The sequence below is a fragment of the Promicromonospora sp. NPDC090134 genome (assembly GCF_044746965.1).
Lineage (GTDB): Bacteria > Actinomycetota > Actinomycetes > Actinomycetales > Cellulomonadaceae > Promicromonospora.
This window is the reverse complement of record NZ_JBIVCZ010000002.1, coordinates 170,508-185,658: the sequence shown is the minus strand read 5'-3', so window position 1 is coordinate 185,658 and position 15,151 is coordinate 170,508. Positions and strand designations below refer to the sequence as shown.

Below are 15,151 nucleotides of genomic sequence, written 5' to 3'. Positions count from 1 at the left end.
CGGGAGCGCCTGACGACGCATGACAAGTGACCCGGTGCCCGAGGGCACCCGGGAGCAGGCGGAGGCCCCGCACCCCCCGGTCGGGGTGCGGGGCCTCCGCGATGAGCTCCTCTCCATCGCCACGGGCCTCACCGGTCCGGGCCGGTCCGGCCTGGCCCGGCGGTCCGCCGTCGGGCAGCGGGTCACCGAACGCCTCGGCGACCTGTTCGCCGCGGCGACGAACGACGTCGACCCGTCGGGCATCGCCCTGGCGGCCGTCGGCAGCCTGGGCCGGGGCGAGCTCGGCCCGCTCAGCGACCTCGACCTCGTGCTCGTGCACGACGGCCGCACCCATGGCCCCGACGAGCTGCAGCGGGTGGCCGAGAAGCTCTGGTACCCGCTGTGGGACTCGGGCGTGGACATCGACCACGCCGTGCGGTCGCTGAGCCAGTCCCGGCAGGTCGCGGCGAGCGACCTCCCGGCGGTGATCGGCTGGCTGAGCGTGCGCGCGGTGGCCGGCGACGCCGTCGTCGTGCACCGGGCGGCGTCCGCCGTGCTGACCGACTGGCGCGCCGCGGCGCGGCGCCGCCTGCCCGAGCTCATCTCGTCCACGCGCGACCGCGCGCAGCGGGCGGGCGAGCTCGCCTACCTCATCGAGCCGGACCTCAAGGAGGCCCGCGGCGGCATGCGGGACGCCGTGCTGCTCTCCGCGCTGGCTGCCACCTGGCTCACCGACCGCCCCCACGGGGCGGTGGACACCGCCTACACGCACCTGCTCGACGTGCGTGACACGCTCCAGGTGGTCACCCGGCGGCGCAGCAGCCGCCTGCTCCTGGCCGACCTCGAGGACGTCGCCGAACGCACCGGGTACGACGACGGCGACGAGCTGCTGGCCAGCCTCGCCGAGTCGGGCCGCGTGATCTCTTACGCGCTCGACACCACCATCCGCCACGCCCGCCAGGCGCTGTCCCGGCCCGTCGGCGTGGGCAAGCCGATCATGGTGCGCGGACGGCGCACGCCGCCCCGCCTGCGCTCCGTGGGCGACGGCCTGGTCGAGCACGACGGCGAGCTCGTGCTCGGCGTCGGCACCCGGCCGGCGTCGGACCCGCTGCTGCCCCTGCGCGCCGCGGCGACCGCCGCCCGGACCGGGCTGGTGCTGTCCCCGGTGACGATCCGGAGCCTGGAGAAGTCGCCGCCGCTGCCCGAACCCTGGCCGCCGGCCGCACGCGAGAGCCTGCTCGCGCTGCTCGCCGCCGGGCAGGCGCAGGTGCCGGTCTGGGAGGCGCTCGACCTCGCCGGGGTCGTCACCTCCTGGATCCCCGAGTGGGCCGACGTGCGCAACCGGCCTCAGCGCGCCGCGATCCACCGGCACACCGTGGACAGGCACCTCGTCGAGACGGCCGCCGTCGCGGCCCGCCTGCGGCGCCGGCTGCCCGACCCCTCGACCGTCGCGGGGCAGCGTTCCGGCGACCTCCTGCTGCTGGCCGCGCTCCTGCACGACATCGGCAAGGTGCGCGGCGCGGCCGACCACTCCGTGGAGGGCGCGCGGCTGGTCCCGGGCATCCTGACCCGCGCGGGCTTCGCGCCCGACGTGGTCGACGACGTCGCCCGGCTCGTGCGCCACCACCTCACCCTCGCCGACCTGGCCACCCGCGCCGATCCCGACGACCCCGCCACGCTCACGACCCTGCTGGAGGCCGTGGACCACCGGCGCGACCTGCTCGACGTGCTGCGCTCCCTGACCGAGGCGGACACCACGTCGCTGGGGCCGAAGGCGTGGACGGGGTGGCGCTCCCAGCTCGTGGACGGGCTCACCGCGCGGGCCCGGGCCCTGCTCCCCGGATGAACCCCTGACGACAGGACTCCATTAGGCTGTGTCCGTGTTCAACTCCCTGTCCGACCGGCTTACCTCGACGTTCAAGAACCTGCGCACGCGGGGCCGTCTCTCCGAGGCGGACATCGACGCGACCGTGCGGGAGATCCGCCGCGCCCTGCTCGACGCGGACGTCGCGGTGCCCGTGGTGCGCGAGTTCACCGCCGCGGTGCGCGAGCGCGCGCTGTCGTCCGAGGTCTCCGGTGCGCTGAACCCCGCCCAGCAGGTCGTCAAGATCGTCAACGAGGAGCTCGTCGACATCCTCGGCGGGGCCACGCGCCCGCTGACGCTGGCCAAGACGCCGCCCACGGTGATCATGCTCGCGGGTCTGCAGGGTGCCGGTAAGACCACGCTGGCGGGCAAGCTCGCGCACGCGCTCAAGGGCCAGGGCCACACGCCCCTGCTGGTCGCCGCCGACCTCCAGCGCCCCAACGCCGTGACCCAGCTGTCCGTGGTGGCCGAGCGCGCCGGCGTGCCGGTGTTCGCGCCGCACCCGGGCAACACCTCGGAGGCCGACGACCCCGCGGCCGACGCGCCCCTGATCGGCGACCCGGTCGGCGTCGCGCGGGACGGCGTCGCATACGCCAAGGAGCGCCAGCACGACGTCGTGATCGTGGACACCGCGGGCCGCCTCGGCATCGACGAGGTGCTGATGAAGCAGGCCGCGGACATCCGCGCGGCGGTGAACCCGGACGAGGTCCTGTTCGTCATCGACGCGATGATCGGCCAGGACGCGGTGAACACCGCCAAGGCCTTCGCCGACGGCGTGGACTTCACCGGCGTGGTGCTCTCGAAGCTGGACGGTGACGCCCGCGGTGGTGCCGCCCTCTCGGTCGCCAAGGTGACCGGCCGGCCCATCATGTTCGCGTCCACCGGCGAGAAGCTGACGGACTTCGAGGTCTTCCACCCCGACCGCATGGCGAGCCGCATCCTCGACATGGGTGACGTGCTCACCCTGATCGAGCAGGCCGAGAAGACGTTCGACGCCGAGCAGGCCGAGAAGATGGCGGGCAAGCTCGCCAGCGGCCAGGACTTCACGCTCGCGGACTTCCTGGTGCAGATGCAGCAGCTGAAGAACATGGGCTCGATGAAGAAGATGCTCGGCATGCTGCCGGGCATGGCCCAGATGCGCGACCAGCTCGACCAGTTCGACGAGCGCGAGGTGGGCCGGATCGAGGCGATCATCCACTCGATGACGCCGGCCGAGCGCGACAACCCGAAGATCATCAACGGCTCGCGCCGCGCCCGCATCGCCAAGGGTGCCGGCACCACGACCACGGCCATCAACCAGCTCCTGGAGCGGTTCGACAACGCCCAGAAGATGATGAAGCAGATGGCCAAGGGCGGCGGCATGGGCCCCGGCGGGATGCCCGCCATGCCCGGCGGCCCCGGCATGGGCATGGGCAAGAAGTCGCGCGGCAAGACGCCGCCGCCCAAGAAGGGCAAGAAGGGCAAGTCCGGGAACCCGGCCAAGCGCGCCCAGCAGGAGAAGGAAGCCATGCAGCGCGCCCTGGGTGGCGGCCCCGCCGCCACGCCGGCCGCACCCGCCGGGTCGGCCTTCGGGGTGGGCCCGAAGCCGAGCGACCAGGCGCCGGACCTGAAGGACATCGAGCTGCCGCCGGGCCTGGAGAAGTTCCTGGGTCGATGAGTGTGGCGGGGGACAGGTCCACAGGGTGACGGGGAGAGCGAAGGAGCCGCATGTCTGCGCTGGAAGGTCCGACCGCGGCGATCCGTGGGCGCATCCTGCTCGGTGACGACCGTGAGGCCGAGGAGCTGTGGGTCCGCGGCGGCCGCGTCAGCCTCACCCGGCCCTCGGCGCAGGGCACCAACATGCGGGTGCTGGAGGGCTGGGCGCTGCCCGGCCTGGTCGACGTGCACTGCCACATCGGGCTCGCGGCCGAGGGCGCCGTCTCCCCGGAGGAGGCCGAGAAGCAGGCGGTCGCGGACCGCGACTCCGGCGTGCTGCTGATCCGGGACGCCGGCTCGCCGCTGGACACCGCGTGGGTGCACCAGCGCGCCGACCTGCCGCACCTGCTGCGGGCCGGCATGCACCTGGCGCGGCCCAAGCGGTACCTGCGCGACTACGGGCTGGAGCTGGAGTCCCCGGAGCTGCTCCCGGACGAGGTGCGCACGCAGGCCCGGCGCGGCGACGGCTGGGTCAAGCTCGTGGGGGACTGGATCGACCGCACCCTCGGGGCCGACGGTGACCTGCGGCCCCTGTGGCCCGACGACGTGCTGCGCCAGGCGGTCGCCGTGGCGCACGCCGAGGCGGCCCGGGTGACCGTGCACGCCTTCGGGGAGGAGACGATCGACGGGCTGCTCGCGGCCGGGGTGGACTGCATCGAGCACGGCACCGGAATGACGCCCGAGCACATGGAGATCGCCGCCCGGCGGGGGATCGCGGTTACGCCCACGCTGCTGCAGATCGGGCAGTTCGAGAGCATCGCGGGGCAGGCCGACGGCAAGTACCCGGTCTACGCGCAGCGGATGCGGGCCATGTACGCACGCCGGTACCAGCAGGTCCGCGACCTGCACGAGGCCGGCGTGCAGCTCCTGGTCGGCACCGACGCGGGCGGGACCATCTCGCACGGCCGCATCGCCGACGAGTGCGCCGAGCTGGTCGCGGCGGGCATCCCCGCGGCGGAGGTCGTCGCGATGGCGTCCTGGCGCGCCCGTGACTACCTGGGCTTCGGGGCCGTGGTGGAGGGGTCCAGCGCGGACCTCGTGGTCTACCCGGCAGATCCGCGCGAGGACATCGAGGTGCTCCGGCACCCCACCGCCGTCGTGCTGCGGGGCACGGTCTACCCGACCGCCCGCTGACCGCGGCCGTGTGACGCACGCGTGGTTGGTGGGGCCGCGCGCCGTCTGGCACAATATCCACGTACTCGGCGTGCCCGGACCCCTCTCACCTGGTCAGGCCGTGTCCCGGTCCCACACACTGCTTCACCCCACGTCGCGGTGCTCGGACCATCCCATCAGAACCAGGAGAGACCACTTCGTGGCTGTCAAGATTCGTCTCAAGCGCCTCGGCAAGATCCGGGCCCCGTACTACCGTGTCGTCATCGCCGACTCGCGCACCAAGCGCGACGGTCGCGTGATCGAGGAGATCGGCAAGTACCACCCGACCGAGGAGCCGTCGCTCATCGAGATCAAGTCGGAGCGCGCACAGTACTGGCTCGGTGTCGGCGCGCAGCCGACCGAGCAGGTCGCCGCTCTGCTCAAGGTGACCGGTGACTGGCAGAAGTTCAAGGGCCTGCCGGGCGCCGAGGGCACCCTGCGCGTCAAGGGCGAGAAGGCTGACGCCGCCTCCGCCATCGAGGCCGTGAACGCCGACGCCGAGAAGGCCAAGGCCAAGGCTGCCGAGAAGGCTGCTGCTGCCGCCGCCGAGGCTCCGGCTGCGCCGGCCGAGGGCGACGAGGCCTGATGCTCTCGGAGGCCCTCGAGCACCTGGTGCGCGGCATCGTGGACAACCCGGACGACGTCCGCGTGTCCGCGAAGACGCTCCGCCGTGGTGACCTCCTTGAGGTCCGCGTGCACCCTGACGACCTCGGCCGAGTCATCGGTCGTGGTGGTCGCACGGCGCGCGCCCTGCGCACCGTGATCGGTGCGCTCGCCACCGAGGGCCCGGTGCGGGTCGACGTCGTGGACGTCGACCGGCGCTGAACCATCGGCATCCAGCACGACGACGAGGCCCGGTCCGAACGCGGACCGGGCCTCGCTCATTGCTCCATCTTCTTGTTCCATCCTCGAGGAGTGACATGCAGCTGACCGTGGCCCGCGTCGGCAAGGCGCACGGGCTCAAGGGCGAGGTGGCCCTCGACCTGCGCACGGACGATCCGGAGACCCGGCTCGCGATCGGCGAGCGGCTCGAGACCGTCCCGGCCGACGCCGGACCGCTCACGGTGACGCGGGCGCGCGAGCACCAGGGGCGGTGGCTCGTCACGTTCGCCGAGATCACCGGCCGGGACGCGGCCGAGGACCTGCGCGGCACCGAGCTCGTCGTCGAGGCGGACGCCTCCGACGAGGAGGACGCGTGGTACCCCCACGAGCTCGCGGGCCTGCGGGTCGAGCTCGCCGACGGCACCGTGGTGGGCAAGGTGATCACGCTGGAGTACCAGCCGGCCCACGAGGCGCTGCTCATCGAGGAGTCGCTGCCCGACGGCGGGACGGCCCGCACCCTGGTGCCGTTCGTCCTGGCCATCGTGCCGGTGGTCGACGTCCCGGGCGGCCGCGTGGTGCTCACCCCGCCCGGCGGGCTGCTGGCCCGCGACGCGGACGCCGCCGTCGTCGACCGTGCCGATGACGTCGTCGAGGGCGAGGACGACTGACGTGCGCGTCGACGTCGTCTCGATCTTCCCGGACTACCTGTCCGTGCTCGACCTGTCGCTCGTGGGCAAGGCGCGCCAGCGCGGCCTGCTCGACCTCCGCGTGCACGACCTGCGCGATTGGACCACCGACCGGCACCGCACCGTCGACGACACCCCGTTCGGCGGGGGAGCGGGCATGGTCATGCGCCCCGACGTGTGGGGCCAGGCGATCGGCGACGTCCTGGGTACTGCCACCGAGGGCGCCCACCTGATCGTGCCCACGCCGTCGGGCGAGGTGTTCACCCAGCGGCACGCCGAGAGCCTCGCGTCGGCCGAGCAGCTCGTGTTCGCGTGCGGGCGCTACGAGGGCATCGACGCGCGCGTCGCCGAGCACTACCGGTCCGCCGGCGTCACCGTGCACGAGCTGTCGATCGGCGACTACGTGCTCAACGGCGGCGAGGTGGCCTCGCTGGTGATGATCGAGGCCGTGGCCCGGCTGATCCCCGGCATGGTCGGCAACCCGGACTCGCTGGTCGAGGAGTCGCACGGGGCCGCGGGGCTGCTGGAGTACCCCGTGTACACGAAGCCGCCGTCGTGGGCGGACCTCGAGATCCCCGAGGTGCTGCTGTCGGGGCACCACGCGAAGATCGAGCGCTGGCGCCGGGACCAGGCGCTGGAGCGGACGGCGGCGCGGCGGCCGGACATGATCGAGGCCCTGGACGTCGCGGGGCTGGACAAGCACGACCTGAGCCTGCTCGCGGAGCTCGGCTGGGTGCCGGGGCCGGACGGCGGGCTGACGCGGGGCTGATGTCGCGCGGACGTCACACCTGCTCGGGCCGCAGCTCGGCGCGTTCGTGTGGCAGAATGAGCCGTTGGTGCGTCGCCGGTCAGGTCTCTGCCACAGGGGACGACCGGGGCGGGCAACCGCCCCCGACCGGGTCAAGCCGCACCGCCATCCACACCCTTTCGGGACCCTGACGGCCGTCCGGCCGAGGCGGGGCCCACGAGATTCGTGCCTGACCTGTGGCAGGCCCGGAGAGAACGATGCAGAAGCTCGACAACATCGGCGCAGCCTCGCTGCGGTCCGACATCCCGGCCTTCCGTGCCGGTGACACCGTCAAGGTCAACGTCAAGGTCGTCGAGGGCAACCGCTCCCGCGTCCAGGCGTTCCAGGGCGTCGTCATCTCCCGCCACGGCGGCGGGATCGGCGAGACCTTCGCCGTCCGCAAGGTCAGCTTCGGTGTGGGCGTGGAGCGCAAGTTCCCGCTGCACGCGCCGACCATCGAGTCGATCGAGGTCGTCACCCGCGGTGACGTCCGCCGCGCGAAGCTGTACTACCTGCGCGAGCTGCGCGGCAAGAAGGCGAAGATCCGCGAGAAGCGCGAGAACTGAGCGTTCTGAGCGCTCCGGCGCTCCACTGACACCGGCCGCCGTCCTCCGTGAGCGAGGACGGCGGCCGGTGTCGTATCACGTCTGGTCTGTGCGGATATCCGGCAGGCTTGATGTTCGCCCGCCCGACCATTTCGCCGGGGGCGCTCCAAGGTGACAGAGTTAGGCCCGTGACGAGTTTCGACCGGGTGGCACCGCCCACCCCTATCGATGGGACGCCCTTGAGCGCAGAGGATCCGTGGGGAAACAGCGGGGCGCATCGTCAGGGTGGGGCCGCGCACGGTCGTGAGCCGCGTCGGCAGCAGTCGGGCGTCCTCGCGATGCTCAGGGAAGTCGGGATCATCGTCGTCAGCGCGCTGGTCCTGTCGTGGCTGATCAAGACGCTGCTGGTGCAGCCGTTCTACATCCCGAGCGCGTCCATGGAGGACACGCTGACCGAGGGTGACCGGGTCATGGCGTCGCGGCTGACGCCCGGCCCGTTCGACCTGGAGCACGGGGACATCGTCGTCTTCGTGGACCCGGGCGACTGGCTGCCGCCGTACGTGCCGCCGGAGCGCGGCCCCGTCGGTGACGCGGCGGTGTCGTTCCTGACCACGGTCGGCCTGCTGCCGCAGGACACCGGTGACCACCTCATCAAGCGCCTGATCGGCCTGCCCGGTGACAAGGTGGTCTGCTGCGACGCCGAGGGCAGGGTGTCGGTGAACGGCACGCCGATCGACGAGACGTACATCAAGGAGGGGTCGATCCCCAGCCAGGACCCGTTCGAGGTCACCGTGCCCGACGACATGCTCTGGGTCATGGGGGACAACCGGCAGAACTCGCAGGACTCGCGCTACAACCGTGGCAAGCCGGGCGGCGGCTTCGTGCCGATCGACAACGTGGTCGGCACGGCGTTCGCGACTGTCTGGCCGCTGGACCGCCTGAACTGGCACAGCAACCCGAGCGACGTCTTCAGCGGCGTCCCGGACGCGCCTCCCGCGGAGAAGTAGGCGGTGCGCAAGGTGCCCACGCTGCGGCAGGAGAGGGCGCTCCTCGCCTCGGGCGCCCGCCTCGTGGCGGGCATGGACGAGGTGGGGCGCGGCGCGCTCGCGGGGCCTGTCAGCGTGGGCGTCGTCGTGGTCGACGCGGCGACGCGCACGGGTCCCAAGGGGGTCGCAGACTCGAAGCTGCTCACGCCCGGCGCGCGCGAGGCCATCGCGCCGGCCGTGCGGCGCTGGGCGGTGGCGTGGGGCGTGGGGCACGCGGGCCCGGCCGAGATCGACGAGCACGGGATCATCGCCGCGCTCCGGATGGCCGGCCGGCGCGCGCTGGCCCAGGTGCGGCAGGTGTGCGGCGACGTCGACGTCGTCGTGCTGGACGGCAAGCACAACTGGCTCTCCACGCCCGCGCTCGACCTGTTCGCCGCGGCGGACGCCCCGGAGGACGACCTGCCGGAGCCTGCGGTGCGCACTCTGATCAAGGCCGACATGACCTGCACGTCCGTGGCGGCGGCGAGCGTGCTGGCGAAGGTGGAGCGCGACGCGATCCTGGTCGAGCTGGCGCAGCGGCACCCCGAGTACGCGTGGGACCAGAACAAGGGCTACAGCGCGAAGGCCCACATGGACGCCCTCGGGCTGCACGGGCCGACGCCACACCACCGCAGGTCCTGGAACCTGCCCGGAACTGCGGCGTCGGTGGGATGATGTCGTCGTGAGCGCCGAAGACCTCGAGAACTACGAGACGGAGATGGAGCTAGCGCTCTATCGCGAGTACCGCGACGTGGTAGGCCTGTTCGCCTACGTGGTGGAGACCGAACGCCGGTTCTACCTCGCCAACCAGGTGGACCTGCAGGTGCGGTCCGCGGCGGGCGAGGTGTACTTCGAGCTGCGGCTCGGCGACGCCTGGGTGTGGGACGTCTACCGCTCGGCGCGGTTCGTGAAGTCGGTGCGCGTGGTGACGTTCAAGGACGTGAACGTCGAGGAGCTGGCCAAGGCCGAGCTCGCGCTCTGACAGCGCGCACGGAGATTCCCCGTGGGGCGGCACAGACCCTCGTGACGAGGTTCCAGCGGTTCGAGCGCGACGCCGACCCTGTGGATCATCGATCCGTGCACAGGTGACCCCGCGGACGCCGGCGGCCGGCCCCTGCGTGACCAAGGCTGGTCACGGAGGTGGACGCGATGGCGAAGAAGGACGGCGTTGGCCGGTACGGCGAGCGGGTCGCGCTGCGGCACGTGGAGGCGCGCGGCTGGCAGGTGCTCGACACCAACTGGCGCGGCACGGAGGGTGAGCTCGACATCGTCGCGCTCGACGGCGACGTGCTCGTGGTGGTCGAGGTCAAGACCCGGTCGGGACTGGGGTACGGGCATCCGGCGGAGGCGGTGACGCCGCGCAAGCTGACCCGGATCAAGCGGCTGACGGGGCAGTGGCTCACCGTCTTCCGGGAACGGCTCGCCGCGGCGCGGCTGCAGGAGGAGGTGACTCCGGGCAGCCCGGTGCCGGTGCTGCCCGACGTGCGCACCCGCTTCGGTGCCATCCGCATCGATGTGGTCGCGGTGACCCTGCAGCGGCAGGGGCCCGCCGTCGTCGAGCATCTCGAGTCGGTGGCGTGATGGGGATCGCGACCACCCGGGCGGTGTCGCTCGTCGGGATGCAGGGGCACGTGGTGGAGGTGCAGGCGCACCTCGCGGCGTCGGTCCCGGGCTTCACGCTGGTGGGGCTGCCCGACGCCGCGCTGAGCGAGTCGCGCGACCGGGTGCGGGCCGCGGTGACGTCCACGGGGCTGCCCTGGCCGGTCAAGAAGATCACCGTCAACCTGTCGCCCGCGTCGCTGCGCAAGCAGGGCAGCGCGTACGACCTGGCGATCGCGGTGGCGATCCTCGCCGGCACCGACGGGCCGACGTCCCCGGGGATGCGGAGGGCCGGTCTGGACCGGGTGGTGCACCTGGGCGAGCTCGGCCTCGACGGGCGCGTCCAGCCGGTCCGGGGTGTGCTGCCGACCGTGGCGGCCGCCGTGGCCGCGGGCTATCCGGACGTCGTGGTGGCGGCCGGCGACGCCGACGAGGCGCGGCTGGTGCCGGGGGCGCGGGTCGTGGGTGCCGCGAGCCTGGCCGAGGTGGTGGCGCTGCACGGCGGCCCCCCGGAGCTGGTGCGCGAGGTCGTCGCGGTGCGGCCGGTCCGCTCGGCGCTGGCGGCGCGGCTGCCGGGCGACCTGGCCGACGTCGTCGGTCAGGAGCAGCCGCGCAGGGCCCTGGAGGTCGCGGCCGCCGGAGGGCACCACCTGCTGCTCGTCGGGCCGCCGGGCGCGGGCAAGACGATGCTGGCCTCCCGGCTGCCGGGGATCCTGCCCGACCTCACCGACCGCGAGGCCGTCGAGGTCACCGCGGTGCACTCCGTGGCGGGCACGTTCGACCCCGGCGGAGGCCTGATCCGCCGGCCGCCGTATGAGGACCCGCACCACACGGCGACCCAGGCGGCGGTCGTGGGCGGCGGGTCGGGCATCCCGCGGCCGGGGGCGGTGTCGCTGGCGCACCGCGGGATCCTCTTCCTGGACGAGGCTCCCGAGTTCGGCGCCCGGGTGCTGGAGACGCTCCGGCAGCCGCTGGAGCAGGGCGAGCTGGTGATCCACCGGTCGGGCGGCGCGGCGCGCTATCCGGCGCGGTTCCAGCTCGTCCTCGCGGCCAACCCGTGCCCCTGCGGGCTGGCCATCGGCAAGGGCCTGGACTGCTCCTGCTCGCCGACCACCCGGCGCCGGTACTTCGCGCGGCTCTCCGGGCCGCTGCTGGACCGGGTGGACGTGCAGGTCGAGGTGCAGCCGGTGGACCGGGTCGAGCGGCTGGAGGGCGTGTCCGAGCCGACGTCGGTGGTGGCCGCCCGGGTACTGGCAGCGCGGCAGGCCGCCCGCGCCCGGCTGGCCGACACACCCTGGTCCACCAACGCGGAGATGCCCGGGCGGTTCCTGCGTGACCTGCTCCGGCCGCACCCCGGCCTGCTCACGCCGATCGAGCGGGCCATGACCGCCGGGCGGCTGAGCCTGCGCGGCGTGGACCGGGTGCTGCGGATCGCCTGGACCATCGCCGACCTCGCCGGGCGCGACGCGCCGACGGTGTTCGACGTCGGGAACGCGCTGCTGCTGCGCACGGGAGGCGACCATGGCTGAGCCGCTCTTCGAGCCGCCCCGTGCGCGGCTCCGGTTCGACCCCGCCGACCCGGTGCTGGCGCGGGCCGCGTGGAGCCGCATCGCCGAGCCGGGCGACCCGGTGGCGGGCGCCCTGGTGGAGCAGCTCGGTCCTGTGGCCGCGCTCGACTGGCTGCTCGACGCCGCCCGGGCGCCCGACCGGGCCGGCGCCGTCCTCCGGCGGATCGGCGGGATGCCGGCAGCGGTCCAGGGCCGGGGCGTTCGCGCCGACGCCCCCGGCCACGTGGTCGGGGCGGTCGCCGAGGGACCGGACGCGTCCGGGACGCGGGCCGCCGCCCTGGTCGTCGCCGCGGTGCGGCGCTGGGCGCCTCGGCTCGAACGGCTCGATCCCGAGGGTGAGCTCGTCGTGCTCGACCGGTACGGCGGCACCTTCCTGACGCCGGAGCACCCGGGCTGGCCCCTGTCGTTCGCGGGGCTCGGCGCCACCGCACCCCTGGCGCTGTGGGTGCGGGGCGATCCCGACCTGGCCGGGCTGGCGGCACGCTCGGTGTCGCTGGTCGGCTCGCGCGCCTGCACCGGCTACGGCGTCCGCGTGACGCGGGACCTGGCGTGCGGGCTGGCCGACCGCGGGTTCACCGTGGTCTCCGGCGGTGCCCACGGGATCGACGCGGAGGCGCACCGGGGCGCCCTGGCCTCGGGGGCGCGGACGGTCGCGTTCCTCGCGGGCGGGGTCGACCGGCTCTATCCCGCGAGCAACACCGACCTGCTGCGCCGGGCCGCCGCGCAGGGCGCCGTGGTGAGCGAGGTGCCGCCGGGCTCCGTGCCGGGCAAGCAGCGGTTCCTCAAGCGCAACCGCCTGATCGCCGCGTTCACGGCGGGCACGGTGGTGGTCGAGGCCGCGCTGCGCTCCGGAGCGCTGTCCACGGCCAACCACGCGGTGTCGTTGCTGCGTCCGCTGGGGGTGGTGCCGGGGCCGGTCACGTCCATGGCCTCCAGCGGCTGCCACGAGCTGCTGCGGCGCGGCGCCGCCGTCTGCGTGACGGATGCCGCCGAGGCCGCCGAGCTGGTCGGCGACATCGGCGAGACCGCGCCGGGCCGGCAGGGCGAGACGCGGCCGGGCGACGACCTCGACGCGGCGGGCAAGGCGGTGCTCGACGCCCTGCCCGTGCGCAAGGCGGCCCCTGAACGGTCGATCGCCCGCACTGCGGGGATCGCGCTCGCCGACACGACCGGGGCGCTCGGGCTGCTGGAGCTCATGGGGCTGGCCGAGCGGCGGGACGGCGGCTGGCGCAGGCGGTGACCGGGCCGGGCCGGGCCGCCTGCGGGGCGGCCCGGCCTGGCCGCGGGGCCGGCGACGCTGGCGATCCCGTGGACCCCGGGTCGTCGGTCAGGCAGCCGGGTCGAGCAGGAGCTTGCCGACGGTGCCCCGCGAGCGCAGGGCCTCGTGCGCGCCGCGGGCGTCGGACAGCGGGTACTCGCCGCCCGCGACGGCGCGGATCTGGCCGCTGCGGGCGAGGTCGAACAGCTCGGTCAGTGCCCGGGCGTAGAGGTTGCCGGGCAGCCGGAAGACGTGCGGCAGCCACATGCCCGCGACCGTGCTGCTGTGGCCGAGCAGGTTGCGCAGCTCGACGGGCTTGGGCTGCTCGCGCCCCGCCATGCCGTAGAAGACGAGCCGGCCGAAGGGCGCGAGAGCGGCCATGCTCTGGTCGGTCGTGGTGCCGCCGACCATGTCGAGCACGATGTCGACGCGCCCTCCGTTGGCGTCGAGCAGCGCCGTCCTCAGGTCGTCGGTGCGGGAGTCGACGGCGACGTCCGCACCGAGGCCGAGGGTCAGCATGCGCTTGTCGGTCGTGCTCGCCGTGGCGACGACCCGGCCGGCGCCCCACGCCTTGGCGAGCTGCACGGCGATCGTGCCGACGCCGCCCGCGGCCGCGTGCACCACTACGGACTCGCCCGGTTCGAAGTGCGCGTTCTTGCGCAGCAGGATCCAGGCGGTCGTGCCCTGCACCAGCATGGAGAGCGCGGTGAGGTCGTCGACGTCGTCGGGCACGGGGAAGGTCATGGCCGCGTCGGCGACCGCTCGTTCGGCGTACCCGCCCCCGCCGGTCAGCAGCGCGGCGACCCGCCGCCCGTCCGGTGTGCGTCCGACGACCTCGCTCCCGGGGACGAACGGCAGCCGGGTCGGCGTCTGGTAGGAGTTCTCGACCTGGTGCGTGTCGGCGTAGTTCACGCCGATGCGCGACACCTCGATCAGCACCTGCCCCGGCCCTGCGGTCGGCTCCGGCACCTCGAGGGGCTGGAGCACCTCCGGCCCGCCGAACTCGGTCACCTGTACGGCACGCATCATCGCGGTCCTCCTGCACTCGTCCGGCGGCACTGTCCGACGGGCCAGTCTGGCAGAGCGTGCCACGGGGAGGCGGGCAGGCGGGGAGGCGAGGCACGGGACGCCGGACGGAGGGCACCGGGCCGCGCAACGGCGGCGCGCCTGCTTCACCCCGTGGCGGTCCGGCTGCACACTGGCAAACGTGGACCTTACCGACCTGTCCGGCTTGCCTCGGCTGCCCGAGCAGTTGTCCGACGCCGTGTCCCGCTTCGCCAGCTACCTCCACGCGCAGCGCGGGCACTCCGCCCACACGCGGCGTGCCTACGTGGCGGACGTGACCGACCTGCTGCGGTACGCGATGCGGCACGGGAGCACGAGCCTTGACGAGATCGACCTGACGCTCCTGCGCGGGTGGCTCGCGTCGCAGTCCGACCGCGGGCTCGCGCGCTCCACGCTCGCCCGCCGCGGCGCCTCGGCCCGGGCGTTCCTGCGCTGGGCGCACCGCTCCGGGCTCGTGCCCGTGGACCCCTCGGCGCGGCTCGCGAGCCCCAAGGTGCCGCGCACTCTGCCCACGGTGCTCGACGTGGACGCCGCCAGCCGGCTGCTCGACGGCGCACGAGCCGCCGCGGACGAGGCCGACGAGGCGTCCCGGCCCGCGGCCCTGCGCTCCTGGGTCGCCGCGGAGCTGCTGTACGGCGCGGGTATCCGGGTGGGTGAGCTGGTCTCGGTCGACGTCGGGCACGTGGACGCGCGCGACCGGCTCGTGCGGGTGCTCGGCAAGGGGGGCAAGGAGCGGGTCGTCCCGTTCGGTATCCCGGCCGCACGGTCCGTCGACGCGTGGCTGACCGACGGGCGGCCCGCGTTCATGACCGCCGCCACCGGTGACGCCTTCCTCGTCGGGGAGCGCGGCGGACGCTGGGGTCAACGCCAGGTGCGTGAGGCCGTGCACCGGCTCGCGGCCCAGGCCGGCGTCGACGACGTCGCGCCGCACGCGCTGCGGCACTCCGCCGCGACGCACCTGCTGCAGGGCGGTTCCGACCTGCGTGCCGTGCAGGAGGTGCTGGGCCACGCGAACCTCGCGACCACCCAGCGCTACACCCACGTGGACGCCGAGCGGCTGCGCAGCGTCTACGCCCAGGCGTTCCCGCGCGCCTGAGCCTCGGGCC

At 74.0% G+C, this 15,151-nt stretch carries 16 protein-coding genes; 15 read left to right on the top strand and 1 reads right to left on the bottom strand.

The window, feature by feature from the left end:
• The first annotated feature begins 19 nt into the window (after positions 1 to 19).
• From ACIPN7_RS07275 to dprA, 14 genes are all read left to right on the top strand, one after another.
• A complete protein-coding gene (locus ACIPN7_RS07275) occupies positions 20 to 1,825 on the top strand; it encodes an HD domain-containing protein (protein WP_400539504.1) in 1,806 nt (601 codons plus the stop codon).
• Positions 1,826 to 1,859: 34 nt separating this feature from the next.
• Positions 1,860 to 3,500 carry a signal recognition particle protein gene (gene ffh, locus ACIPN7_RS07270; RefSeq protein WP_400539501.1) on the top strand — a complete coding sequence of 547 codons (1,641 nt, stop codon included), beginning with the start codon at positions 1,860 to 1,862 and terminating at the stop codon, positions 3,498 to 3,500.
• Between the two features lie 50 nt (positions 3,501 to 3,550).
• Positions 3,551 to 4,672 (top strand): amidohydrolase family protein, encoded by a 1,122-nt coding sequence (locus ACIPN7_RS07265; RefSeq protein WP_400539499.1) that lies wholly within the window; start codon positions 3,551 to 3,553, stop codon positions 4,670 to 4,672.
• 178 nt (positions 4,673 to 4,850) lie between these two features.
• The gene (gene rpsP, locus ACIPN7_RS07260) at positions 4,851 to 5,276 is read left to right on the top strand and encodes a 30S ribosomal protein S16 (RefSeq protein WP_377231863.1); all 426 of its coding nucleotides are present in this window, start codon (positions 4,851 to 4,853) and stop codon (positions 5,274 to 5,276) included.
• Positions 5,276 to 5,515, top strand: a complete 240-nt coding sequence (locus ACIPN7_RS07255; protein ID WP_020016864.1) for an RNA-binding protein — start codon at positions 5,276 to 5,278, stop codon at positions 5,513 to 5,515. Before rpsP ends, ACIPN7_RS07255 begins: the two co-directional genes overlap by 1 nt.
• Before the next feature lie 95 nt (positions 5,516 to 5,610).
• Positions 5,611 to 6,180: a ribosome maturation factor RimM gene (rimM, locus tag ACIPN7_RS07250; protein WP_400539495.1), complete on the top strand. Its 570-nt coding sequence runs from the start codon at positions 5,611 to 5,613 to the stop codon at positions 6,178 to 6,180.
• 1 nt (position 6,181) lies between these two features.
• Positions 6,182 to 6,967: a tRNA (guanosine(37)-N1)-methyltransferase TrmD gene (gene trmD, locus ACIPN7_RS07245; RefSeq protein ID WP_400539492.1), complete on the top strand. Its 786-nt coding sequence runs from the start codon at positions 6,182 to 6,184 to the stop codon at positions 6,965 to 6,967.
• Positions 6,968 to 7,203: 236 nt separating this feature from the next.
• A complete protein-coding gene (gene rplS, locus ACIPN7_RS07240; protein ID WP_397393247.1) occupies positions 7,204 to 7,551 on the top strand; it encodes a 50S ribosomal protein L19 in 348 nt (115 codons plus the stop codon).
• Between the two features lie 317 nt (positions 7,552 to 7,868).
• A complete protein-coding gene (gene lepB, locus ACIPN7_RS07235; RefSeq protein ID WP_400539490.1) occupies positions 7,869 to 8,537 on the top strand; it encodes a signal peptidase I in 669 nt (222 codons plus the stop codon).
• A 3-nt stretch (positions 8,538 to 8,540) separates the two neighbouring features.
• Positions 8,541 to 9,230 (top strand): ribonuclease HII, encoded by a 690-nt coding sequence (locus tag ACIPN7_RS07230; RefSeq protein WP_377230671.1) that lies wholly within the window; start codon positions 8,541 to 8,543, stop codon positions 9,228 to 9,230.
• Between the two features lie 7 nt (positions 9,231 to 9,237).
• Positions 9,238 to 9,537, top strand: a complete 300-nt coding sequence (locus ACIPN7_RS07225) for a DUF2469 domain-containing protein (RefSeq protein WP_020016858.1) — start codon at positions 9,238 to 9,240, stop codon at positions 9,535 to 9,537.
• A gap of 167 nt (positions 9,538 to 9,704) precedes the next feature.
• Positions 9,705 to 10,136 (top strand): YraN family protein, encoded by a 432-nt coding sequence (locus tag ACIPN7_RS07220; RefSeq protein WP_400539486.1) that lies wholly within the window; start codon positions 9,705 to 9,707, stop codon positions 10,134 to 10,136.
• Positions 10,136 to 11,683: a YifB family Mg chelatase-like AAA ATPase gene (locus ACIPN7_RS07215; protein WP_400539484.1), complete on the top strand. Its 1,548-nt coding sequence runs from the start codon at positions 10,136 to 10,138 to the stop codon at positions 11,681 to 11,683. Before ACIPN7_RS07220 ends, ACIPN7_RS07215 begins: the two co-directional genes overlap by 1 nt.
• A complete protein-coding gene (dprA, locus tag ACIPN7_RS07210) occupies positions 11,676 to 12,962 on the top strand; it encodes a DNA-processing protein DprA (protein WP_400539481.1) in 1,287 nt (428 codons plus the stop codon). The genes ACIPN7_RS07215 and dprA overlap by 8 nt, the downstream gene beginning before the upstream one ends.
• Before the next feature lie 87 nt (positions 12,963 to 13,049).
• Here the strand turns inward: dprA and ACIPN7_RS07205 are convergent, their stop codons facing one another.
• The gene (locus ACIPN7_RS07205; protein ID WP_400539479.1) at positions 13,050 to 14,009 is read right to left on the bottom strand and encodes a zinc-binding alcohol dehydrogenase family protein; all 960 of its coding nucleotides are present in this window, start codon (positions 14,007 to 14,009) and stop codon (positions 13,050 to 13,052) included.
• 178 nt (positions 14,010 to 14,187) lie between these two features.
• Here ACIPN7_RS07205 and ACIPN7_RS07200 point away from each other — a divergent pair, with 178 nt between their 5' ends.
• Positions 14,188 to 15,141: a tyrosine recombinase XerC gene (locus ACIPN7_RS07200; RefSeq protein ID WP_400539476.1), complete on the top strand. Its 954-nt coding sequence runs from the start codon at positions 14,188 to 14,190 to the stop codon at positions 15,139 to 15,141.
• The last annotated feature ends 10 nt before the right edge of the window (positions 15,142 to 15,151 follow it).

Excerpts from the sequence above, each read along its gene's own strand:
- ACIPN7_RS07265 (WP_400539499.1), top strand. The coding sequence starts at position 3,551 with ATGTCTGCGCTGGAAGGTCCGACCGCGGCGATCCGTGGGCGCATCCTG.
- rplS (WP_397393247.1), top strand. The coding sequence starts at position 7,204 with ATGCAGAAGCTCGACAACATCGGCGCAGCCTCGCTGCGGTCCGACATC.
- ACIPN7_RS07275 (WP_400539504.1), top strand. The coding sequence starts at position 20 with ATGACAAGTGACCCGGTGCCCGAGGGCACCCGGGAGCAGGCGGAGGCC.
- ACIPN7_RS07205 (WP_400539479.1), bottom strand. The coding sequence starts at position 14,009 with ATGATGCGTGCCGTACAGGTGACCGAGTTCGGCGGGCCGGAGGTGCTC.
- ACIPN7_RS07220 (WP_400539486.1), top strand. The coding sequence starts at position 9,705 with ATGGCGAAGAAGGACGGCGTTGGCCGGTACGGCGAGCGGGTCGCGCTG.
- ACIPN7_RS07255 (WP_020016864.1), top strand. The coding sequence starts at position 5,276 with ATGCTCTCGGAGGCCCTCGAGCACCTGGTGCGCGGCATCGTGGACAAC.
- rimM (WP_400539495.1), top strand. The coding sequence starts at position 5,611 with ATGCAGCTGACCGTGGCCCGCGTCGGCAAGGCGCACGGGCTCAAGGGC.
- ACIPN7_RS07215 (WP_400539484.1), top strand. The coding sequence starts at position 10,136 with ATGGGGATCGCGACCACCCGGGCGGTGTCGCTCGTCGGGATGCAGGGG.
- lepB (WP_400539490.1), top strand. The coding sequence starts at position 7,869 with ATGCTCAGGGAAGTCGGGATCATCGTCGTCAGCGCGCTGGTCCTGTCG.
- dprA (WP_400539481.1), top strand. The coding sequence starts at position 11,676 with ATGGCTGAGCCGCTCTTCGAGCCGCCCCGTGCGCGGCTCCGGTTCGAC.